The organism is Bradyrhizobium sp. S3.2.6 (genome assembly GCF_040546885.1).
GTDB classification, from domain to species: Bacteria; Pseudomonadota; Alphaproteobacteria; order Rhizobiales; family Xanthobacteraceae; genus Bradyrhizobium; species Bradyrhizobium cytisi.
On sequence record NZ_JBEPOS010000002.1, the window covers coordinates 189,771 to 207,283 of the forward strand.

Consider the following 17,513-nt stretch of genomic DNA (forward strand, 5'->3'; position numbering starts at 1 on the left):
GTCGCCTCGCACTCTGTCGTCATGCCCGGGCTTGTCCCGGGCAACCACGTTCTTCGTGCCGTGTGTCAACGCGTGGATGGCCGGGACAAGCCCGGCCATGACGAGGAGCGGGGCTCTCAACAGAAATGCGCGCCCTGCGTCTCCACATAGACCGAGTACAGCGACTGGCTCGCGGTCATGAACAGGCGGTTGCGCTTCTTGCCGCCGAAGCACAGATTGGCGCAGGTCTCCGGCAGCATGATCTGGCCGATCCGTGCGCCGTCGGTCGGCGCGAACACCTGCACGCCGTCATAACCCGGTCCGACCCAGCCGGCGCCGACCCAGATATTGCCTTCGGTGTCGACGCGCATTCCGTCGGGGAAGCCCGACTTGCCGTCGAGCTTCATGTCGATCAACCGCTTCGGGTTCGATAACTTTTGACCGTCGAGGTCGTAGGACCACACCACGTTTTCCGCCTGCGGATAATGCGTGATCCCGGTGTCGCAGACATAGACCTTCTTGTAGTCGTGCGAGAAGGCGATGCCGTTCGGCTTGAACGGGTCGTCCGCGACCTTCGTCAGCTGGCCGGACTGCGCGTCGAGGCGATAGACGGCTTCCTTCTGATAGGGCTGCAGCGAGCCGGTATTGGCGAGCTTGCCCTCGTAGATGCTGATCGCGCCGTAGCCGGGATCGGTAAACCAGATCGACTTGTCGTTGGGATGCACGACCATGTCGTTCGGGCCGTTGAGCGGCTTGCCGTTGGCCTGCTCGGCCAGCGTTGTCACCGAGCCATCGTGCTCGTAGCGGACGAGGCGGGTGCGCTCGGCGCTGATCTGGCGTCCCTCGGTGTCGAACGAATTGCCGTTGGCCTCGTTCGACGGCTTGTGGAACTGCTCGGAGATATGGCCGTCATCGTCGAGGTAGCGCAACTGCCGGTTGGCGGGGATGTCGCTCCAGACGAGATATTGCCCCTGCGCATTCCACGCCGGTCCCTCCGCCCAGAGGCAGCCGGTGTAGAGCCGCTTGATCGCGGTGTTGCCGACCTTGGCCTTGAAGCGCTTGGGATCGATGACGACGATGTCGGGGTCGGGATAGCGCTGCGGCTCGGCATTGGCGCCATAGTCGCGGGCGTCGGCCTTGGAGGCGAGCAGGGCGGATGCGGCGACGGTCGCGGCGCCCTTGAGAAGCGTGCGGCGGCCGAGACCGCCACGCTCGCTTGCAGTGATGTCGTCAGAGTTGGTCAGTATTCTTGTCATGGTTTCCTCCCAAAGTTGTGTTGGGAGGACACCATTCGCCCGCATTCGGGCGTAAAGCGGGGCGATCTCTGGACAAGGCAACCAGAGATCGCGGCGCAGGGATGCCAAAAATATGGCTAGACCGGATCCCACGGGAAGATGTCGGCGGAGCGATCGAGCTTGTAGAACGAGCCCTTCAGCGCCGGCATGCCGTGCTCCGCGATCGACTGCGGCGTCCAGCCTTCGCTGCGATGCACCGAGCGCAGCGGACGGTTCTGGCTGAACAGGAACAGCTCGTTCATGCGCGCGCCAAAGATCTGGCCAGAGACATCCTTGGCGGCATCGGAGAGCAGATAGGCGCAGATCGGCGCGATCTTCTCCGGACCCATCTGCTTGATCTTCTCGACACGCGCCTTCTCGGCGTCGGTCTCGGTCGGGATGGTGCCGATCATGCGGGTCCAGGCAAACGGCGAGACGCAGTTCGAGCGAACGTTGAAGCGGCCCATGTCGAGGGCGATGGATTTAGAGAGCCCGATGATGCCGAGCTTGGCGGCGGCGTAGTTGGCCTGGCCAAAGTTTCCGATCAGGCCCGAGGTCGATGTGAAGTGCACGAAGGAGCCGCTTTCCTGCTCGCGGAAGATGCGCGCCGCGGCATGGCTGACGTAGAACGAGCCCATCAGATGTACCTTGATGACGGCCTCGAACGCTTCCACGCTCATCTTGTGGAAGATCATGTCCCGCAAGATGCCGGCATTGTTGACGACGCCGTCGAGCCGGCCGAAATGATCGGTCGCGGTCTTCACGATCTTACTCGCCGGCACGGCTTCCGCGACCGATTCGAAATTGGGGACGGCGATGCCGCCGCGCTTCTTGATCTCGTCGACCACCTCTTCGGCGGGGGATGCGCTCGAGCCGGCACCGTCGGCGGCAACACCGGGGTCGTTGACCACGACCTTGGCGCCTTCCGCCGCGCAGAGCAGCGCGATCTCGCGCCCGATGCCACGGCCTGCGCCGGTAACGATGATGACCTTGTCCTGCAGTGATTTGCTCATGTGGGTTTCTCCGCTGTCCGTTCCAATTTCCGCCGTCATTCCGGGGCGCGCCTCTTGGCGCGAGCCCGGAATCCATTTCTCCGCCTCGCCTGCTGCACGATGGATTCCGGGCTCGTCGCTTGCGCGCCGCCCCGGAATGACGGTGCGCTACCTCTCGTTCGTAAACACGATCGTGCCACTTGCGGCGAACATGCCGCCGACGCCGTGGCATACCGAAATCTTCGCGTTGGGCACCTGTGCCGGCGCGATGCCGCGCATCTGGCGCACACTCTCCTGGAGCGCGTACATGCCGTACATGCCCGAATGCATGTAGCTCAAGCCGCCGCCATTGGTGTTGAGCGGAAGCTTGCCGCCGGGGCGCGTGTTGCCGTCCGAGATGAATTGGCCGGTCTCCTCGTGCGGCATGAAGCCGAGGTCGCCGAGGCCGAACAGCGGCAGATGCGCGAAAGCATCGTAGATCATGAGGTGATCGACGTCCTTGTGCGCGATGCCGGCCTCCCTGAACGCCAACGGCCCCGCGGTCTTGAACGCGCGCGAGGAGTTGAACGTCTCCATCTGGCTGACCATCGGCGTCTCGACGCTCTCGCCGGTGCCCATGATGTAGACGGGCTTGCGCGGAAAATCCCTGGCGCGATCGGCCGAGGTCAGGATCAGCGCGCCGCCGCCGTCGGTGACGAGGCAGCATTGCAGCAGCCGGAACGGATAAGCGATCATGCGCGAGTTGAGGACATCGGCGACCGTGATCGGGTCCTTCATCATCGCCCGCGGATTCTTCGCCGCCCATTCCCGCTGCACGACCGCGACCGAGGCGAGCTGCTCATGCGTGATGCCATAGGTTTTCATGAAGCGCAGCACGGGGATCGGGAACATGCTGGGCGGGCCGTAGACGCCGAACGGCGCTTCGAACTGGCCTTGCAAACTGTCGGCGGGGATCGAGCGCGGCGCCTTGCCGATCATCGACTTGCCGCTCTCGGCATGCGTGATCAGCACGGTCTTGCACAGGCCGGCCTCGATCGCCGCGGCAGCGTGGCGGACGTGCAGCATGAACGAGCAGCCGCCGACCGAGGTGCCGTCGACCCAAGTGGGCTTGATTCCGAGATAATGGCAGACCTGCTGCGGCGTCTCGACCGCGGTGGCGAAGCCGTCGATGTCGGACAGTTTTAGCCCGGCATCGGCGATGGCATTGAGCGCCGCATCCGCGTGAAGCTGGAGCTGCGAGACGTTGGGGATGACACCGAGCTCGGTGGTCTCGGCCGCGCCGACGACGGCAACCTGGTTCTTGCGCATGGTTTACCCCTTCGCCGGACGGAACACGGGGAAGGTGATCTTGTCGTCGAGTGCCTCGAAGGCGACCTCGAGCTTCATGTCGAGCTCAAGCGCCTCCGGGGTCTGCGGACAATCGATGATGTTGCTCATCATCCGCGGCCCTTCGGCGAGCTCCACCACTGCGATCGCGTAAGGCGGCGTGAAGCCGGGCGCGGCGGGACGGTGATTGATCACGTAGCTGTAGAGAAAGCCCTTGCCGCTCGCCTTGAACATCGAAACCTTGCGCGAGGCGCAGGACGGGCAGAACGGGCGCGGCGGGAAGTAGACATGCGCGCAGGCGTCGCAACGCTGCAGGCGCAGCTCGCCCGCCTTGGTGCCGTCCCAGAAATGCTGGGTTTCCGGCGTCGGTTTCGGTCGCGCGCGCTGCGGTTCGGCCATCTCGGAACGCCCTCCTCAGGGACAGGCTTCATGCCCGCCTGTTTCAATCTTGATGCGACAATCGGCTATAGCGCGTCAACGGTCCAGCAGGCAGCATGCATGCCATCATGCGCACAATGCTTGTGTCGAACTGAGCCGGCGCTATAGATTGCGCGCGCAATATTCCGTGAGACAGACATGCCCGATTTTCCGACACTGGCGAAGCTCGCCGACGACCTCGAAAGCGGTCGCACCACCTCCCGAAAACTGGTCGAGGCGTGCATCGCCAAAATCGCCGATCCCGCCGGCGAGGGGCAGCGCACCTTCGTCCATGTCGCCAAGGACGCCGCGCTTGCGACCGCGGATGCGATGGACGGTTTGCGCAAGGCCAAGGCCGCGCCGTCGCGCTATGCCGGCATCCCGGTCTCGATCAAGGATCTGTTCGACATCAAGGGCCAGGTGACGCGTGCCGGCTCCCGCGCGCTCGACGATTCCCCGCCGGCCGAGCAGGATGCCGCCACCGTGGCGCGGCTGCGCAGGGCCGGATTTGTCGTGATCGGCCGCACCAACATGACCGAGTTCGCCTATTCCGGCATCGGCATCAATCCGCATTACGGCACGCCGAAGGGCGCCTGGAACCGGGCCGAGGGCCATGTGCCCGGCGGCTCGTCCTCGGGCGCGGCGGTGTCCGTGCTCGACGGCATGGCGCACGGCGCGCTCGGCACCGACACCGGCGGCTCCTGCCGCATTCCGGCGGCCTTTAACGGTATCGTCGGCTATAAGCCGACGCAGCGCCGTGTACCGCTCGACGGCGCGGTGCCGCTCTCGTTCTCGCTCGACAGCATCGGGCCTTTGGCGCGATCGGTCAGCTGCTGTGCCATTCTCGACGCCGTGCTCGCGAACGAGCCGATCGTGCCCCTGAAGCCGCGCCCCGTGAAAGGCATGCGGCTTGCGGTGCCGACCACGATCGCGCTCGACGATCTCGACGCTGAGGTGGCCCAGACGTTCGAGCGCGCGCTAAAGTCGCTCGCCGACCATGGCGCCATCATCGACCGCATCGAGATGGCCGAATTCCACGACATCGGCCCGATGAACGCCAAGGGCGGCTTTGCCGCGTCCGAAAGCTATGCCTGGCATCGCTACCTCATCACGTCCAAGGGCGACGTTTACGACCCCCGTGTCTCCGTCCGCATCATGCGCGGCGAGGCGCAGAGCGCGGCCGACTATATCGATCTCCTCAACGAGCGCCGCTCGCTGATCGCCCGCGTCAATGCGCGCATCGCGCCCTATGATGCCCTGGTGCTCCCGACTACCGCCAACACGCCGCCGAAGATTTCGGATCTCGCCGACGACAAGGCGTTCACCGTCCAGAACCTGCGCGCGCTGCGCAATTGCACCCTGATCAACATGATCGACGGCTGCGCCATCTCGCTGCCGGCACATCGCCAGGGCGACGTTCCCGTGGGCCTGATGCTTGCAGGCGCGGGTGGATCCGATCGTCGTATCTTTGAGCTTGCTGCCGGCATGGAGGCCGTAATTCGTGTTTGACCTGACTTTCACCGTCGACGCCCAGGACACCACCACGCCGCTGACGCTGGCGGTTGACCAGATGGTCATCGCGGGCTGGACCGGCCGCGACGCGATCGCGCGCGACAAGCACATCGCCGAGCTGGAGGCGATGGGCATCGCCCGGCCGGCCTCGACGCCGATCTACTACCGCGCCTCGGCGCGGCGGCTGACCCAGGAAGACAGCATCGAATGCTGCGGCGGCGATTCCTCAGGCGAGGTTGAGTTCGTGCTGATCGGCTGGCAGGGCCGCATCTTCGTCGGCTGCGGCTCCGACCACACCGACCGCAAGGTCGAGGCCTACAACGTCACGGTCTCCAAGCAGATGTGCGACAAGCCGATTGCGTCCACGCTGTGGGAGCTCGAGGACGTCATCGGCCATTGGGACAGGATGATTTTGCGCTCCTACGCCACGATCAAGGGCGAACGCGTGCTCTACCAGGAGGGCACGCTGGACGCGATGCTGCCGGTCAATGACCTCATCGCGCGCGGTTTCGAAGGCGGAAAATTTCCTGACGGCTGCGCCATGTTCGGCGGCACCTTTGCAGCCAAGGGCGGCATCCGCCCCGCGGATCGGTTCGAGTTCGAGCTGGAAGATCCCGTGCTGAAACGCACGATCAAGCACGGCTACAATGTGATGACGCTACCGGTGAGGGGCTAAAGTCTCTCCGCCGTCATTGCGAGCGACGCTCTCTCGGCGTCATTGCGAGGAGCCCTTGCGACGAAGCAATCCAGAATCCCTCCGCGGAAAGACACTGGATTGCTTCGCTCCGCTCGCAATGACGGGGAGAGAGTCGGAAATCGGGTGGCAGAGGGCGGGGCGGTCCTGCGAGAGTCAATGCCATGGCAGCAACGGCACGCAAACCACCTCGGTCCCAGTCGGTGGACCTCACCGCCCACGTCGATGCCCTCGACTGGTCCCACATCGCCGGCGAGCTCGACACCCAAGGCTGCGCCGTCCTCAAGGACCTGCTGACGCCGGATCAATGCCGCGCCCTCGCCGCCCTCTATCCCGACGACGCGAACTTCCGCAGCCGCATCGTCATGGGCCGCCATGGCTTTGGCCGCGGCGAGTACAAATATTTCTCCTATCCGCTGCCCGATCTCATCACGCAGCTGCGGCCGGCGCTCTATGCGCATCTCCAGGGCGTCGCCAACCGCTGGAACGAGGCGATGGGCATCGACATCCGCTATCCCACAGCGCATGCGGCCTTCCTGAAGCGCTGCCACGAGGCGGGGCAGGCGCGGCCGACGCCGCTACTGCTGCAGTATGAAGCCGGCGACTACAATTGCCTGCATCAGGATCTCTATGGCGAGCACGTGTTCCCGCTCCAGGTCGCGATCCTGCTCTCCGAGCCCGGCCGCGACTTCACCGGCGGCGAGTTCGTGCTGACCGAGCAGCGCCCGCGCATGCAATCCCGCGCCGAGGTGGTTCCGCTCGCTCAAGGCGATGCGGTCGCCTTCGCTGTGCATCATCGCCCCGTGCAGGGGACACGCGGCACGTACCGCGTTAACCTGCGTCATGGCGTCAGCCGGATCAGGTCCGGCCGGCGCCACACCCTGGGTGTGATCTTTCACGATGCCAAATGAGTGCGGCGATTGACGGCTGATTTGTTCGACAGCGTTGCCGAGGCGCAGCCGTCACGCGAGGAGATCGCGGACGGTGCCGTGCTGCTGCGCGGCTTCGTCAAGCCGATCGAGAGTGAGCTGATCGAAACCGTGCGCACCATCGTGGCGCAGTCGCCGTTCCGCCGCATGACCACGCCCGGCGGCTACCAGATGTCGGTGGCGATGACCAATTGCGGCGAGCGCGGCTGGATCGCCGACCACACCGGCTATCGCTATGATCCCATCGATCCGCGAACCGGCGCGCCATGGCCGGCGATGCCGCCGGTGCTCCGCGATCTCGCCCGCCGCGCCGCGGAGCAGGGAGGCTTCCAAAACTTTGCGCCCGACGCATGCCTCGTCAACCGCTACGAGCCCGGCACGCGACTGTCGCTGCATCAGGACAAGGACGAGCTGGATTATTCGGCACCGATCGTCTCGGCCTCGCTCGGCCTGCCCGCGACCTTCCTGTTCGGCGGCCTGGCGCGCGCCGACAAGCCGCGCCGTTTCCGCCTGGTCCATGGCGACGTCGTGGTCTGGGGCGGCCCGTCCAGGCTCGCCTATCACGGCGTCGCGCCGCTCGCCGATGGCGAGCACGCGCTGCTCGGCCGGAAGCGGATCAATCTGACATTCCGTAGGACGCGCTGACGCTTACGGCTTCGGCGGGTGAATGAACGCCCACGGGCTGACCTCGGAGTCCCGCGTCACCTCGACAGAGAGCAGATAGGGCCCGCTGTGGCTAAGCGCCCTCTCCATCGCGGCCTTGAACTGATCCGGCGAGGTCACGCGCGCGGCCGCCACGCCAAAGGACTCCGCGAGCTTGACGAAGTCCGGATTGACCAGATCGGACGCCACCACGCGGCCGTCGAAACGTTCGCGCTGGTCGCGGCGGACATTGCCGTAGGCGTTGTTGTTGAACACCAGCGTCACCACGCCGATATTGAATTGCACGGCGGTGGCAAGCTCCTGCACGCCGAACATGAAGCCGCCGTCGCCGGTGATCGCCACCACCGGCCTGTCGGGATTGGCGACCTTGGCGCCGAGCGCAGTCGGGAAGCCCGAGCCGAGCGTGCCCTGGTAGCCCGAGGTGATGAAGGTGCGCGGCTCGTAGATCGGAAAGCCGTACCAGGAGGCAAAGCCGAACTGCGAGAGTTCGTCGGTGACGATCGCATTCGCCGGCAGCACCTCGCGCAGGATGTTCAGATACGCCATCTGCGGCTGGATGCGCTGGATCTCCGCCAGCGCGGTTGCGCTGGCCTCGCGGATCGCGGCGCGGCGGCCGGCGGTCTTGCTGTAGCCCGCCTTGCTGACGGCGGCAGTGAGATCGGCGGTCGCGGTCTTGGCGTCGGCGACGATGGCGGTGTCGGCGATGAAGCGCCGCATCTCGACGGGATCGATGTCGATGCGGATGCTCTTCAACCCGTCCGGCCGATACGGCCAGCGCGACATGGTCGGCAGCTCCAGCCGCGAGCCGATGCCGATCATCAGATCCGTCTTCGGCCACAGCTTGTAGGCGGCGGCCATGGTGAGGCCAAGCTCGTGCGCATTGGAGACGATGCCGCGGCCGCTGCGGAAGGCGACCACAGGCGCGTCGATCATCTCGGCGAGCTCGAGAATCTCCTCGCGTGCCTCGATCGCGCCGCTGCCGACGAAGATCATCGGCGCCTTGCTGCTCTTGATGAGTGCTGCGGCCTGCTTGATCATGTCAGGATCAGGCAGCGGCGCGGGCAGCGGCTCAAGCACCTGCGCGGCGGCCGTGTCCGCGCGCTGCGTAAAGATGTCCCAGGGCATCTCGACCGAGGCCGGACCGCGCCGCCCCGATGTCATCTCCTGGAACGCACGCGCCACGGTCGTCGGCGCATTGCCGGGATGCTCGATGCGGTCCGCCCACTTCACATAGGTGCGCAAGGTGGCGAGCTGGTCCGGCATCTCGTGCAGATGACCGCGGCCCTTGCCGAGAAACTGCGTCGGCACCTGGCCCGTCACGCACAGCACCGGCTCGTTGCAGCCGTAAGCGGTGAGCAGCGCCGCGCTGGCGTTGAGCACGCCGGGGCCGGGCACCACGCTGAACACGCCGGGTCTGCCGCTGGAGCGGGCATAGCCGAACGCCATGTAGCCGCAGGCCTGCTCGTGCCGCGCGCCGATCACCTTGAGCTGGGCCTGGTGGAAGGCGTCGAACAGGCCATAGACCTGCGCGCCGGGCAGGCCGAACACGGTGTCGATGCCGTGGGCGACGAGCCCGCTTACGATCGCTTCGCCGCCGGTGAGGGTGGTCATTGCATCATTCCATTCGTGGTGTTGTTCAGGCTTCGTCGACGACGCCGTTGCGCAAGGATCCGATGCCCTCGGCCGCGACCTCGATGACATCGCCGGGCTTCAAATAGCGCGGCGGATCGAACCGAGCACCGGCGCCGGTCGGCGTGCCCGTGACGATGATGTCGCCGGGGACCAGCGTCGCGAAAGTCGAGATATAGCTGATGAGATAGCGGAACGGAAACATCAGCCGGCTGGTACGGTCGTCCTGCCGCAGCTCGCCGTTGACATGCGTGGTGAGGCGAATGTCAGCGATTTGCGCTTCCCTGGCGTAGGGCACGAGCCAAGGCCCGAGGCTGCCGCTGGAATCGAAGTTCTTGCCCTGCGTGACGTTGAATTTGGCGTGGCGCAGCCAGTCACGCACCGAGCCTTCGTTGCAGAGCGTGAGGGCTGCGATGTGATCGAGCGCGGCGTCTTCCGCAATGTGCCGGCCGGGCTTGCCGATCACCAGCACGATCTCGCCCTCGTAATCGAGCTGCGCGGATGCGCGCGGGCGCACCAGCGGCGTGTCGTGGCCGACAAAGGAGCGGGGCGAGCGCATGAACATGCTCGGATATTTCGGCGCGTCCTGGCCGTCCTTGTACTCAGCATTGCGGTCGGGATAGTTGACGCCGATGCAGATGATCTTTTCCGGCGCAGGCACCGGCGGCAGCCAGATGACGTCACCATGCGCGTGATCCGGCGCAAGGCTGGCGGCCGCTTCGGCAAGGCTCGCGAGCTTTCCTGCCGCAATCACCTCGCGCAGCGTCGGATAGTCCTTGGCGTGGCGCGGGGAGAGATCGACGATGCCGCCCTCCAGGACGGCGCCGTACCGGGTTGCACCCTTGACGGAATAGGTGGCGAGGCGAGGGAGCTTCATCGCTTAATCCGCCACCAGCACGTCGGCCACGAACTTTGGCTCACGCACGGCTTGGCCTGAGAACGACGAGCCTTGCTCGAACCAGGAGCGTGGCGCCGGCGCGCCCCACAGGGTCTGGCGGCGCGGATCGCGCAGCGACCAGCGCAGCGGCTCGTGGTCGTGATCCCCAGTGAAGTAATCGCTGGTGTAGAGCTCGAGGCGGTGTCCATCAGGATCGCGAACGTAGAGGAAGAACGCATTCGAGATGCCGTGGCGCCCCGGTCCGCGCTCGATGTTCTTGACGAAGCCAGCGGAAGCCATGACGTCGCAGAGATGGATGATGTTCATCGCCGTCGGCGTCCAGTAGGCGAAGTGGTGCAGCCGTGGGCCCTTGCCGTTGGTGATCGCGAAATCGTGGACGTTGCCCTTGCGATGCATCCAGGCCGCTGCGATACGACCGTTCGGTCCGTCCTCTTCGGCATATTCGGTGAGGCGGAAGCCCAGCCGCGCATAGAAGTCGACCGTATCCTGCACCTCGGCGGCGAAGACGTTGAAATGATCGAGCCGCTGCGGATGGCATCCCCTGTAGAGGTCGTAGCGGCGGAGCAGATGCGGTCTGCGGTCCATCGACGCATAGAGCTCGATCTGGAAGCCGAAGGGGTCGGTGAATTGCAGCGTGCGACCCTGGAACGGCTGGTCGCCGAAGGCGTAGCCAAGACCGTTCTCGGAAAGAAACTTTGCGGCCTTGTCGAGGTCGCCGTCATTGCCGACCTTGAAGCCGAGCCTGTTACAGGCGGGCACGGCTGCCTTGCGCAGCACCAGCGAGTGATGCTGATGCTCCTCGGCGGCGCGAAGGTAAACGCATTTGTCGTCGGCATCCTCGACATGCAGGCCGACGACGGTCTCGTAGAACGCCCGGCTCAGCTTCAGATCGGTCACGTCGAGCACGACGTGGCTGGAGCGGATGATGTTGAATGGCGGCTCGAAGATATGTTGCGGTACGGGCATTGCGTTTCCCCTCTCGGCCCTTGTCATTCCGGGGCGCGCGGAGCGCGAGCCCGGAATCCATTCTTCCACTAACTCTGCTGCGCGATGGATTCCGGGTTCGGCTCTTCGAGCCGCCCCGGAATGACAATCAAATTCCCAGTTTCTGAATCTTGTGCGTGCCCCGCGCCAGCGAGACATGCTTGGTTTCCATGTAGAAGTCGAACGAATAGTCGCCACCGTCGCGGCCGATGCCGGAGGCCTTCATGCCGCCGAACGGGGTCGGCAGATGGCGGACGTTCTCCGAGTTCAACCAGATCATGCCGGCCTCCAGCGCGTCGGCAACGCGCAAGCTCCGGCCGACATCGTTGGTCCAGACATAGCCGGTGAGGCCATAGCGGATGTCGTTTGCGATCTCGATCGCGTCCGCTTCGTCCTTGAACGGCAGCACGGTGAGGAAGGGGCCGAACACCTCTTCCTGCGCCACGCGCATCTTGCCGCTCGCGCCGGTCACCAGAGTGGGCTCGACATAATGTCCGCCGCCCGGGCCGTCATAAGCCTTGCCGCCGACCGCGATCGTGGCGCCGTCCTGGCGCGCCACGTCGAAATAGGAGCAGACTTTTGCGAGGTGCCGCTCGTGGATCAGCGGCCCGATTTCGGTCGCGGGATCGAGGGGGTGGCCGACCTTCAGCGCCCTCACGCGCGCGGTCAGCCTTTCGATGAACTTGTCCGCGATGCTTTGCTGGATCAGCAGGCGGCTCGATGACGTGCAGCGCTCGCCGTTGAGCGAGTAGATCATGAACACGACAGCATCGAGCGCGCGGTCGAGATCGGCGTCGTCGAACACGATCACGGGGTTCTTGCCGCCGAGCTCGAAATGCACGCGCTTCAAGGTCGGCGCGCCCTGAATCATGATCGCCGATCCCGTCGCGCTTTCGCCGACGAAGCCGATCGCCTTGATGGCGGGATGTTCTGTCAAAGCCTTGCCGGCCTGTTCGCCAAAACCGTGCACGGTGTTGAACACGCCATCGGGTACGCCGGCTTCCTTGACGAGCCTGGCCAGAATGGATGCCGTCACCGGCGACCACTCGGCCGGCTTGTGCACGACGGTGCAGCCAGCGGCCAGCGCGGGCGCAATCTTCCAGGTCGAGAGCATGAACGGCGTGTTCCACGGCGTAATCACGCCGACCGGGCCGATCGGCACGCGGGTGGAGATATTCCAGTGCTCGTCGCTCGGCGTGTTCTGGCCGTCGCGCGCCTCGGCGCATTTGTCGGCGAAGAACCGGAAGTTTTCCGCGGCGCGGATCGCGGCCTTGGCCATGAAGCGATAGGCCTGGCCGGTGTCGATGCATTCGAGCACGGCGATGTCTTCAGCATTGTCCTCGATCGCGTCTGCAACGCGATGCAGCAGCTTCTTCCGCGTGACGGGGCCCATGTCGCGCCATGATTTGAAGGCCAGCGCAGCAGCCGTTGCTGCGGCGTCGATGTCCTCGGCATTGCCGCGGGCGACGCTCGCGAGCGTTGCGCCATCGACCGGCGACTTTGTCTCAAAGGTCCGGCCCGAGATCGACGGGACAATCTTGCCGTCGATCATGTGGCCGATGCCGTCCGCCTGCAGCTTTTTAAGCAGGGGTGCTGCGCGGTCGTGGTTGGCCTGGAATACATCGGCTTTCGGCGTGGGCTTATCCATGGGCGGCCACCACTTTCAATGCGTCGTGGATGTTGTTGCGCTTCCAGCTGGTGTCCTTGTCGTTGATCTGCATGTCGAACGACAAGGCGAACTTGCTGGCGGCAAAAACGGGATCGAGGTGTTTCGAGAGCGCCTCAAAGACATGCTCGCCGGCCTTCTGCCGCGTGGCGAGATCGCGGCCTTCACCGATGCGCAGCACCATGTCGAGAAAGCCGTAATCGTGCCTGTTATCGGCGACCGCATAGTGCTCGCAGCGGATGGCACGAACGCGGATGCCGCCGAGCGGGAAGATGCCGGTTTCGACCGCCGCCTTGCGCACGATCTCGCAGACGGCGCCGATGTCGACACGGTGATCGAGATTGGCCGAATATTCGATCGTGAAATGCGGCATGGCTGTTTCACTCCCTGGGTCGTCTAATTGCCTTAGGCGAAGTAGCAGCTGACCGAGCCGTAGGCGCCATAATCGGCTTGAATTGTGTCGCCCTTACGGGTCTCGATCGGACGGATGAAGGAGCCGGCGAGCACGATTTGGCCGGGCTCGAGCGCGAGCCCAAGCGGCGCGATCTTGTTCGCAAGCCACGCAACTGCAGTCGCGGGGTGATTGGGCACGCCGGCGGCGAGGCCGGTTTCTTCGAGCTGGCCGTTCTTGAAGCAAAGCGCGCCGATCCAGCGCAAATCGGCGTCGAGCGGACGGATCGGCCGGCCGCCGAGCACGATGCCGGCATTCGCCGCGTTGTCGGCGATGGTATCGTAGATTTTTCGCGTGGCTTTCGTCTTGGGATCGACGCGCTCGATCCGCGTGTCCAGAATCTCCAGCGCCGGAACCACGAAGTCGGTGGCATTGAGCACGTCGAACATTGTGCAGTCGGGACCTTCGAGCCGCTTGCTCATGACGAAGGCGAGTTCGGCCTCGACGCGGGTTGCGATGAAGCGCTCGGTCGGGACCATGCCGCCATCGGCGAAGAACATGTCGTCGAGCAGCACGCCGGAATCCGGCTCGTCGATGGCAAGCGCGCTCTGCATCGCCTTCGAGGTCAGGCCGATCTTGTGGCCTTTGACGCGGCGTCCCTCGGCGATCTTGATGTCGACCCAGGCCTTCTGAATCGCGTAGGCATGGGCGATGGTGATGTCGGGGAAGTCCTGCGAGAGCTGCCGGATCTGCACGCGCGTCTTCTCCGCCTCGTGCAGACGGTTCGCGCAAGCTTGGATATCGTCTTTGGAAAGCGCCATCAGTGATCGACCAAAATCGTGGTGCCCGGAGATACTTAACATGTTAAGTGAATGCGTCAATCACAATTCGGGCTTGCTGCACTGCAAACGTTTTGCAGTCTGAAAGGGCGTCATGACGAAGAGACCGGCTGATTCCGCGAACGCAAGCGCGCCTGCCGCGCGGCAGGTGCCGATGCGCGATTTCTCGCGATCGTTGCCGATGTCGCTGCTGCGGGCACGCGAGGCGGTGATGCGGCAATTTCGCCCATCGCTGCGCGAGCACGGCCTGACCGAACAGCAATGGCGCATCCTGCGTGCGCTCGCGTCCATTGAGGCCGCCGAGGTCACGGAACTCGCGCGCACCGCGTTTCTCCTTGGGCCGAGCCTGTCACGCATCCTGCGCGATCTCGAGGCGCGCAACCTGATCGAGCGCAAGACCGCGAAGGCCGACCAGCGCCGCAGCATGGTCTCGATCTCCAGGGACGGCGTGAAGCTGATGGCCTCCGTGGCGCCGTCCTCGGAAGCGATCTATGCCGAGATCACGCAGCGCTTCGGCGCGCGCAAGCTCGCGGAGTTGCAGGAGATGCTGGGCGAGCTCGAGCGCAGTCTTGCCGCACCTGGCGCCGCGGACGAGACAACAGCCGAGGAGTGAGACCAGATATGCGTGCCCGCGCAGCGAGAACAATGGACATCCGCGCGTTTTTTCGCTCAAAGTGCCGCGAGACGTACAAAGGCGAGGCGATCCGGAGCGTCAGAATAAAGAAGTTCCGGATTGCTTCGCTTGAGCCTCGGCGAACAGGTCGCCGGCACGACGGCGAGCGAGAACAACTGAGAAGGAAGGCAACGTGGCGAACAAGGTCAAGGAAATCTGGAAGTCGGGCAAGGCCGTGGTCAATGCGTGGCTGGCTATTCCCTCCGGCTTCTCCGCTGAGATGATCGCGCAATGCGGCTTCGACAGCGTCACCGTCGACATCCAGCACGGCGTGCAGGATTATCAGTCGATGGTGCAGTGCTTCCAGGCCATGGACAAGCATCCGGTCACCCCGATGGTCCGCGTGCCCTGGAACGAGCCCGGCATCATCGGCAAGGTGCTCGACGGCGGCGCCTATGGCGTGATCTGCCCGATGGTCAACACGGCGCAGGAGGCCAGGAACCTCGTGTCCTATTCGAAATATCCGCCGAAGGGCGTCCGCTCGAACGGCCCGATCCGCGCTGGCATGTACGGCACCGCAGGCTCCTACCAGAAGACGGCCAATGACGACATCGTGCTGCTGCCGATGATGGAGACCAAGACCGCGGTCGAGAACATGGAAGCGATCTTCGACGTCGAAGGCATCGACGGCGTCTATATCGGCCCGTCCGACCTCGGCTTCTCCTACGGCCTCGAACCGAAGCTCGACCGCTCCGAGCCCGAGATCCTCGCGATCTACGACAAGATCATCAAGGAGTGCGCCAAGCGCGGCCTCAACGCGGGCATCCATTGCAGCGGCGCCGAGGGTGCTGCGCGCGCCATCAACATGGGCTTCAGGCTGGTGACCCTCTCGAACGAGGTCGGCCTGATGACGACCTTTGCCAAGATGCAGGTGAATGCGACCCGCAAGGATTCCGGCGGCAAGGCTTGATGACTCTCTGTGTCCCGGACGCGGTGCGGCACGCAGTGCCGCTCCGCAGAGCCGGGACCCAGAAGCCAACCTCACGCATGGGCCCCGGCTTAGCAGCGCACCGCTTTCGCGCTGCGCAGCATCCGGGGCACGATAGTTTCGATACAGGAGATACCCATGACCATCAGCCCCGTCATCCGCCTGCATCCCGCTGATGGCGTGCTGATCGCGCGCGCGAGTCTGCCGCCGGGGACACTGGTGGCTGACGGCGTGACCACGGTCGAGCGCATTCCCTCCGGCCACAAGGTCGCGATCAAGCCGATCGCAGTGGGCGAGCCTGTCATCCGCTACGGTCAGATCATCGGCTTTGCGACCATTCCGATCGCGCCGGGCCAGCATGTGCACGTGCAGAACATCGGCATGGGCGATTTCGCCAAGGACTACGCCTATTGCGCCGACGTCAAGCCGACGCCGAATTTCGACCTGCCGGCGACCTTCGAGGGCATCCGCCGCCCGGACGGCCGCATCGCCACGCGCAACTATATCGGCATCCTCACCTCGGTGAATTGCAGCGCGCATGTCGCGGGCCTCGTTGCCGACGTCTTCAAGAAGAATCCCTTCACCGGCGACAATCCGCTGGCCGATTTCCCCAATGTCGACGGCGTCGTCGCGCTGACGCACAAGACCGGCTGCGGCATGACGCAGAACGAGCCGCTGGCGCTGCTCCGCCGCACGCTCGGCGGCTACGCGCGGCACGTTAATTTCTCCCACGTCATCGTGCTTGGCCTCGGTTGCGAGGTGAACCAGATCGGCGGGCTCATGGAGGAGCAGAAGCTCGCCGGCCGCCTGCGCGCGATGGACATCCAGGAGGTCGGCGGCACCCGCAAGACGGTGGAGGCCGGCATCGCCTTCGTGCGCGAAGCTCTTGCGGATTCCAACAAGGTCAAGCGCGAGTCCGTGCCGGTGAGTGAATTGACTGTGGCGCTGCAATGCGGCGGCTCGGACGGCTATTCCGGCGTGTCGGCCAATCCGGCGCTGGGCGCGGCGAGCGACCTCATCGTCCGTCACGGTGGCACCGTGATCCTGTCGGAGACACCCGAGACCTACGGCGCCGAGCATCTGCTCACGCGCCGCGCGGTCAGCCGCGAGGTCGGCGAGAAGCTGGTCGATCTCATGCGCTGGTGGGACGAATACACCGAGCGCGAGGGCGCCGAGATGAACGCCAATCCGAGCCCCGGCAACAAGGCTGGCGGCCTCACCACGATTCTGGAAAAGTCGCTCGGCGCGATGGCGAAGGCCGGCACCACCAATCTGGTCGACGTGGTGCGTTACGCCGAACCGGTGACCAAGCGCGGCTTCGTGTTCATGGACACGCCCGGCTACGATCCGGTCGCCGCCACCGGCCAGGTCGCCGGCGGCGCCAACCTCGTCTGCTTCACCACCGGCCGCGGCAGCGTGTTCGGCTGCAAGCCCGCGCCCTCGATCAAGCTCGCCACCAACACGCCCATGTACAAGCGCATGGAAGAGGACATGGACGTCAATTGTGGCACCATCCTCGAAGGCGAGGAGAGCGTGCAGGAGTGCGGTCAGCGTATCTTCGATCTCATCCTCAAGACCGCATCCGGCCAGCCGACCAAGAGCGAAAGCTTTGATTTCGGCGGCGCCGAGTTCGCGCCCTGGGTGCTGGGCGCGACGATGTGAGGGGCGAATAGCGAATAGGGAGTAGCGAATAGAGCGATCCCCCGGCAATTCGCCATT

Annotated in this window: 17 protein-coding genes; 7 read left to right on the top strand and 10 right to left on the bottom strand. The window is 64.8% G+C overall.

Annotated features, from left to right (window positions below; translation table 11 throughout):
- Positions 1 to 116 precede the first annotated feature (116 nt).
- The 4 genes from ABID58_RS05210 to ABID58_RS05225 form a co-directional block, all read right to left on the bottom strand.
- Positions 117 to 1,235, bottom strand: a complete 1,119-nt coding sequence (locus ABID58_RS05210) for an SMP-30/gluconolactonase/LRE family protein (protein WP_354031806.1) — start codon at positions 1,233 to 1,235, stop codon at positions 117 to 119.
- Positions 1,236 to 1,351: 116 nt separating this feature from the next.
- Positions 1,352 to 2,266 carry an SDR family oxidoreductase gene (locus ABID58_RS05215; protein WP_354031807.1) on the bottom strand — a complete coding sequence of 305 codons (915 nt, stop codon included), beginning with the start codon at positions 2,264 to 2,266 and terminating at the stop codon, positions 1,352 to 1,354.
- A gap of 147 nt (positions 2,267 to 2,413) precedes the next feature.
- Positions 2,414 to 3,553 (bottom strand): thiolase C-terminal domain-containing protein, encoded by a 1,140-nt coding sequence (locus ABID58_RS05220; RefSeq protein WP_354031808.1) that lies wholly within the window; start codon positions 3,551 to 3,553, stop codon positions 2,414 to 2,416.
- A 3-nt stretch (positions 3,554 to 3,556) separates the two neighbouring features.
- Positions 3,557 to 3,970 (bottom strand): Zn-ribbon domain-containing OB-fold protein, encoded by a 414-nt coding sequence (locus ABID58_RS05225; RefSeq protein WP_354031809.1) that lies wholly within the window; start codon positions 3,968 to 3,970, stop codon positions 3,557 to 3,559.
- A gap of 177 nt (positions 3,971 to 4,147) precedes the next feature.
- Here ABID58_RS05225 and ABID58_RS05230 point away from each other — a divergent pair, with 177 nt between their 5' ends.
- From ABID58_RS05230 to alkB, 4 genes are all read left to right on the top strand, one after another.
- Positions 4,148 to 5,497 carry an amidase gene (locus ABID58_RS05230; RefSeq protein ID WP_354031810.1) on the top strand — a complete coding sequence of 450 codons (1,350 nt, stop codon included), beginning with the start codon at positions 4,148 to 4,150 and terminating at the stop codon, positions 5,495 to 5,497.
- Positions 5,490 to 6,176, top strand: a complete 687-nt coding sequence (locus ABID58_RS05235) for a DUF2848 domain-containing protein (protein WP_354031811.1) — start codon at positions 5,490 to 5,492, stop codon at positions 6,174 to 6,176. Before ABID58_RS05230 ends, ABID58_RS05235 begins: the two co-directional genes overlap by 8 nt.
- Before the next feature lie 182 nt (positions 6,177 to 6,358).
- Complete coding sequence (locus tag ABID58_RS05240; RefSeq protein WP_354031812.1) at positions 6,359 to 7,105, top strand: 2OG-Fe(II) oxygenase; 747 nt, start codon at positions 6,359 to 6,361, stop codon at positions 7,103 to 7,105.
- Positions 7,106 to 7,114: 9 nt separating this feature from the next.
- The gene (gene alkB, locus ABID58_RS05245) at positions 7,115 to 7,768 is read left to right on the top strand and encodes a DNA oxidative demethylase AlkB (RefSeq protein ID WP_354031813.1); all 654 of its coding nucleotides are present in this window, start codon (positions 7,115 to 7,117) and stop codon (positions 7,766 to 7,768) included.
- 3 nt (positions 7,769 to 7,771) lie between these two features.
- On the opposite strand, the gene ABID58_RS05250 is transcribed toward alkB, so the two are convergent.
- The 6 genes from ABID58_RS05250 to hpaH form a co-directional block, all read right to left on the bottom strand.
- Complete coding sequence (locus tag ABID58_RS05250; RefSeq protein ID WP_354031814.1) at positions 7,772 to 9,397, bottom strand: thiamine pyrophosphate-dependent enzyme; 1,626 nt, start codon at positions 9,395 to 9,397, stop codon at positions 7,772 to 7,774.
- Between the two features lie 25 nt (positions 9,398 to 9,422).
- Positions 9,423 to 10,292, bottom strand: coding sequence for a fumarylacetoacetate hydrolase family protein (locus ABID58_RS05255; RefSeq protein ID WP_354031815.1), 870 nt, complete (start codon positions 10,290 to 10,292; stop codon positions 9,423 to 9,425).
- A gap of 3 nt (positions 10,293 to 10,295) precedes the next feature.
- Positions 10,296 to 11,279, bottom strand: a complete 984-nt coding sequence (gene hpaD / locus ABID58_RS05260; RefSeq protein ID WP_354031816.1) for a 3,4-dihydroxyphenylacetate 2,3-dioxygenase — start codon at positions 11,277 to 11,279, stop codon at positions 10,296 to 10,298.
- Between the two features lie 127 nt (positions 11,280 to 11,406).
- Complete coding sequence (hpaE, locus tag ABID58_RS05265; RefSeq protein WP_354031817.1) at positions 11,407 to 12,945, bottom strand: 5-carboxymethyl-2-hydroxymuconate semialdehyde dehydrogenase; 1,539 nt, start codon at positions 12,943 to 12,945, stop codon at positions 11,407 to 11,409.
- Positions 12,938 to 13,336, bottom strand: coding sequence for a 5-carboxymethyl-2-hydroxymuconate Delta-isomerase (locus ABID58_RS05270; RefSeq protein ID WP_148752123.1), 399 nt, complete (start codon positions 13,334 to 13,336; stop codon positions 12,938 to 12,940). The genes hpaE and ABID58_RS05270 overlap by 8 nt, the downstream gene beginning before the upstream one ends.
- A 32-nt stretch (positions 13,337 to 13,368) precedes the next feature.
- Positions 13,369 to 14,175, bottom strand: a complete 807-nt coding sequence (hpaH, locus tag ABID58_RS05275) for a 2-oxo-hept-4-ene-1,7-dioate hydratase (protein WP_354031818.1) — start codon at positions 14,173 to 14,175, stop codon at positions 13,369 to 13,371.
- Between the two features lie 112 nt (positions 14,176 to 14,287).
- On the opposite strand from hpaH, the gene hpaR reads away from it, so the two are divergent.
- The 3 genes from hpaR (at position 14,288) to ABID58_RS05290 (ending at position 17,456) form a co-directional block, all read left to right on the top strand.
- The gene (gene hpaR, locus ABID58_RS05280; protein ID WP_354031819.1) at positions 14,288 to 14,806 is read left to right on the top strand and encodes a homoprotocatechuate degradation operon regulator HpaR; all 519 of its coding nucleotides are present in this window, start codon (positions 14,288 to 14,290) and stop codon (positions 14,804 to 14,806) included.
- Positions 14,807 to 14,999: 193 nt separating this feature from the next.
- Entirely contained in the window at positions 15,000 to 15,776 is a 777-nt protein-coding gene (locus tag ABID58_RS05285; protein WP_354031820.1) for an HpcH/HpaI aldolase family protein, read from the top strand.
- Positions 15,777 to 15,932: 156 nt separating this feature from the next.
- Positions 15,933 to 17,456 carry a UxaA family hydrolase gene (locus tag ABID58_RS05290; RefSeq protein ID WP_354031821.1) on the top strand — a complete coding sequence of 508 codons (1,524 nt, stop codon included), beginning with the start codon at positions 15,933 to 15,935 and terminating at the stop codon, positions 17,454 to 17,456.
- Positions 17,457 to 17,513 lie beyond the last annotated feature (57 nt).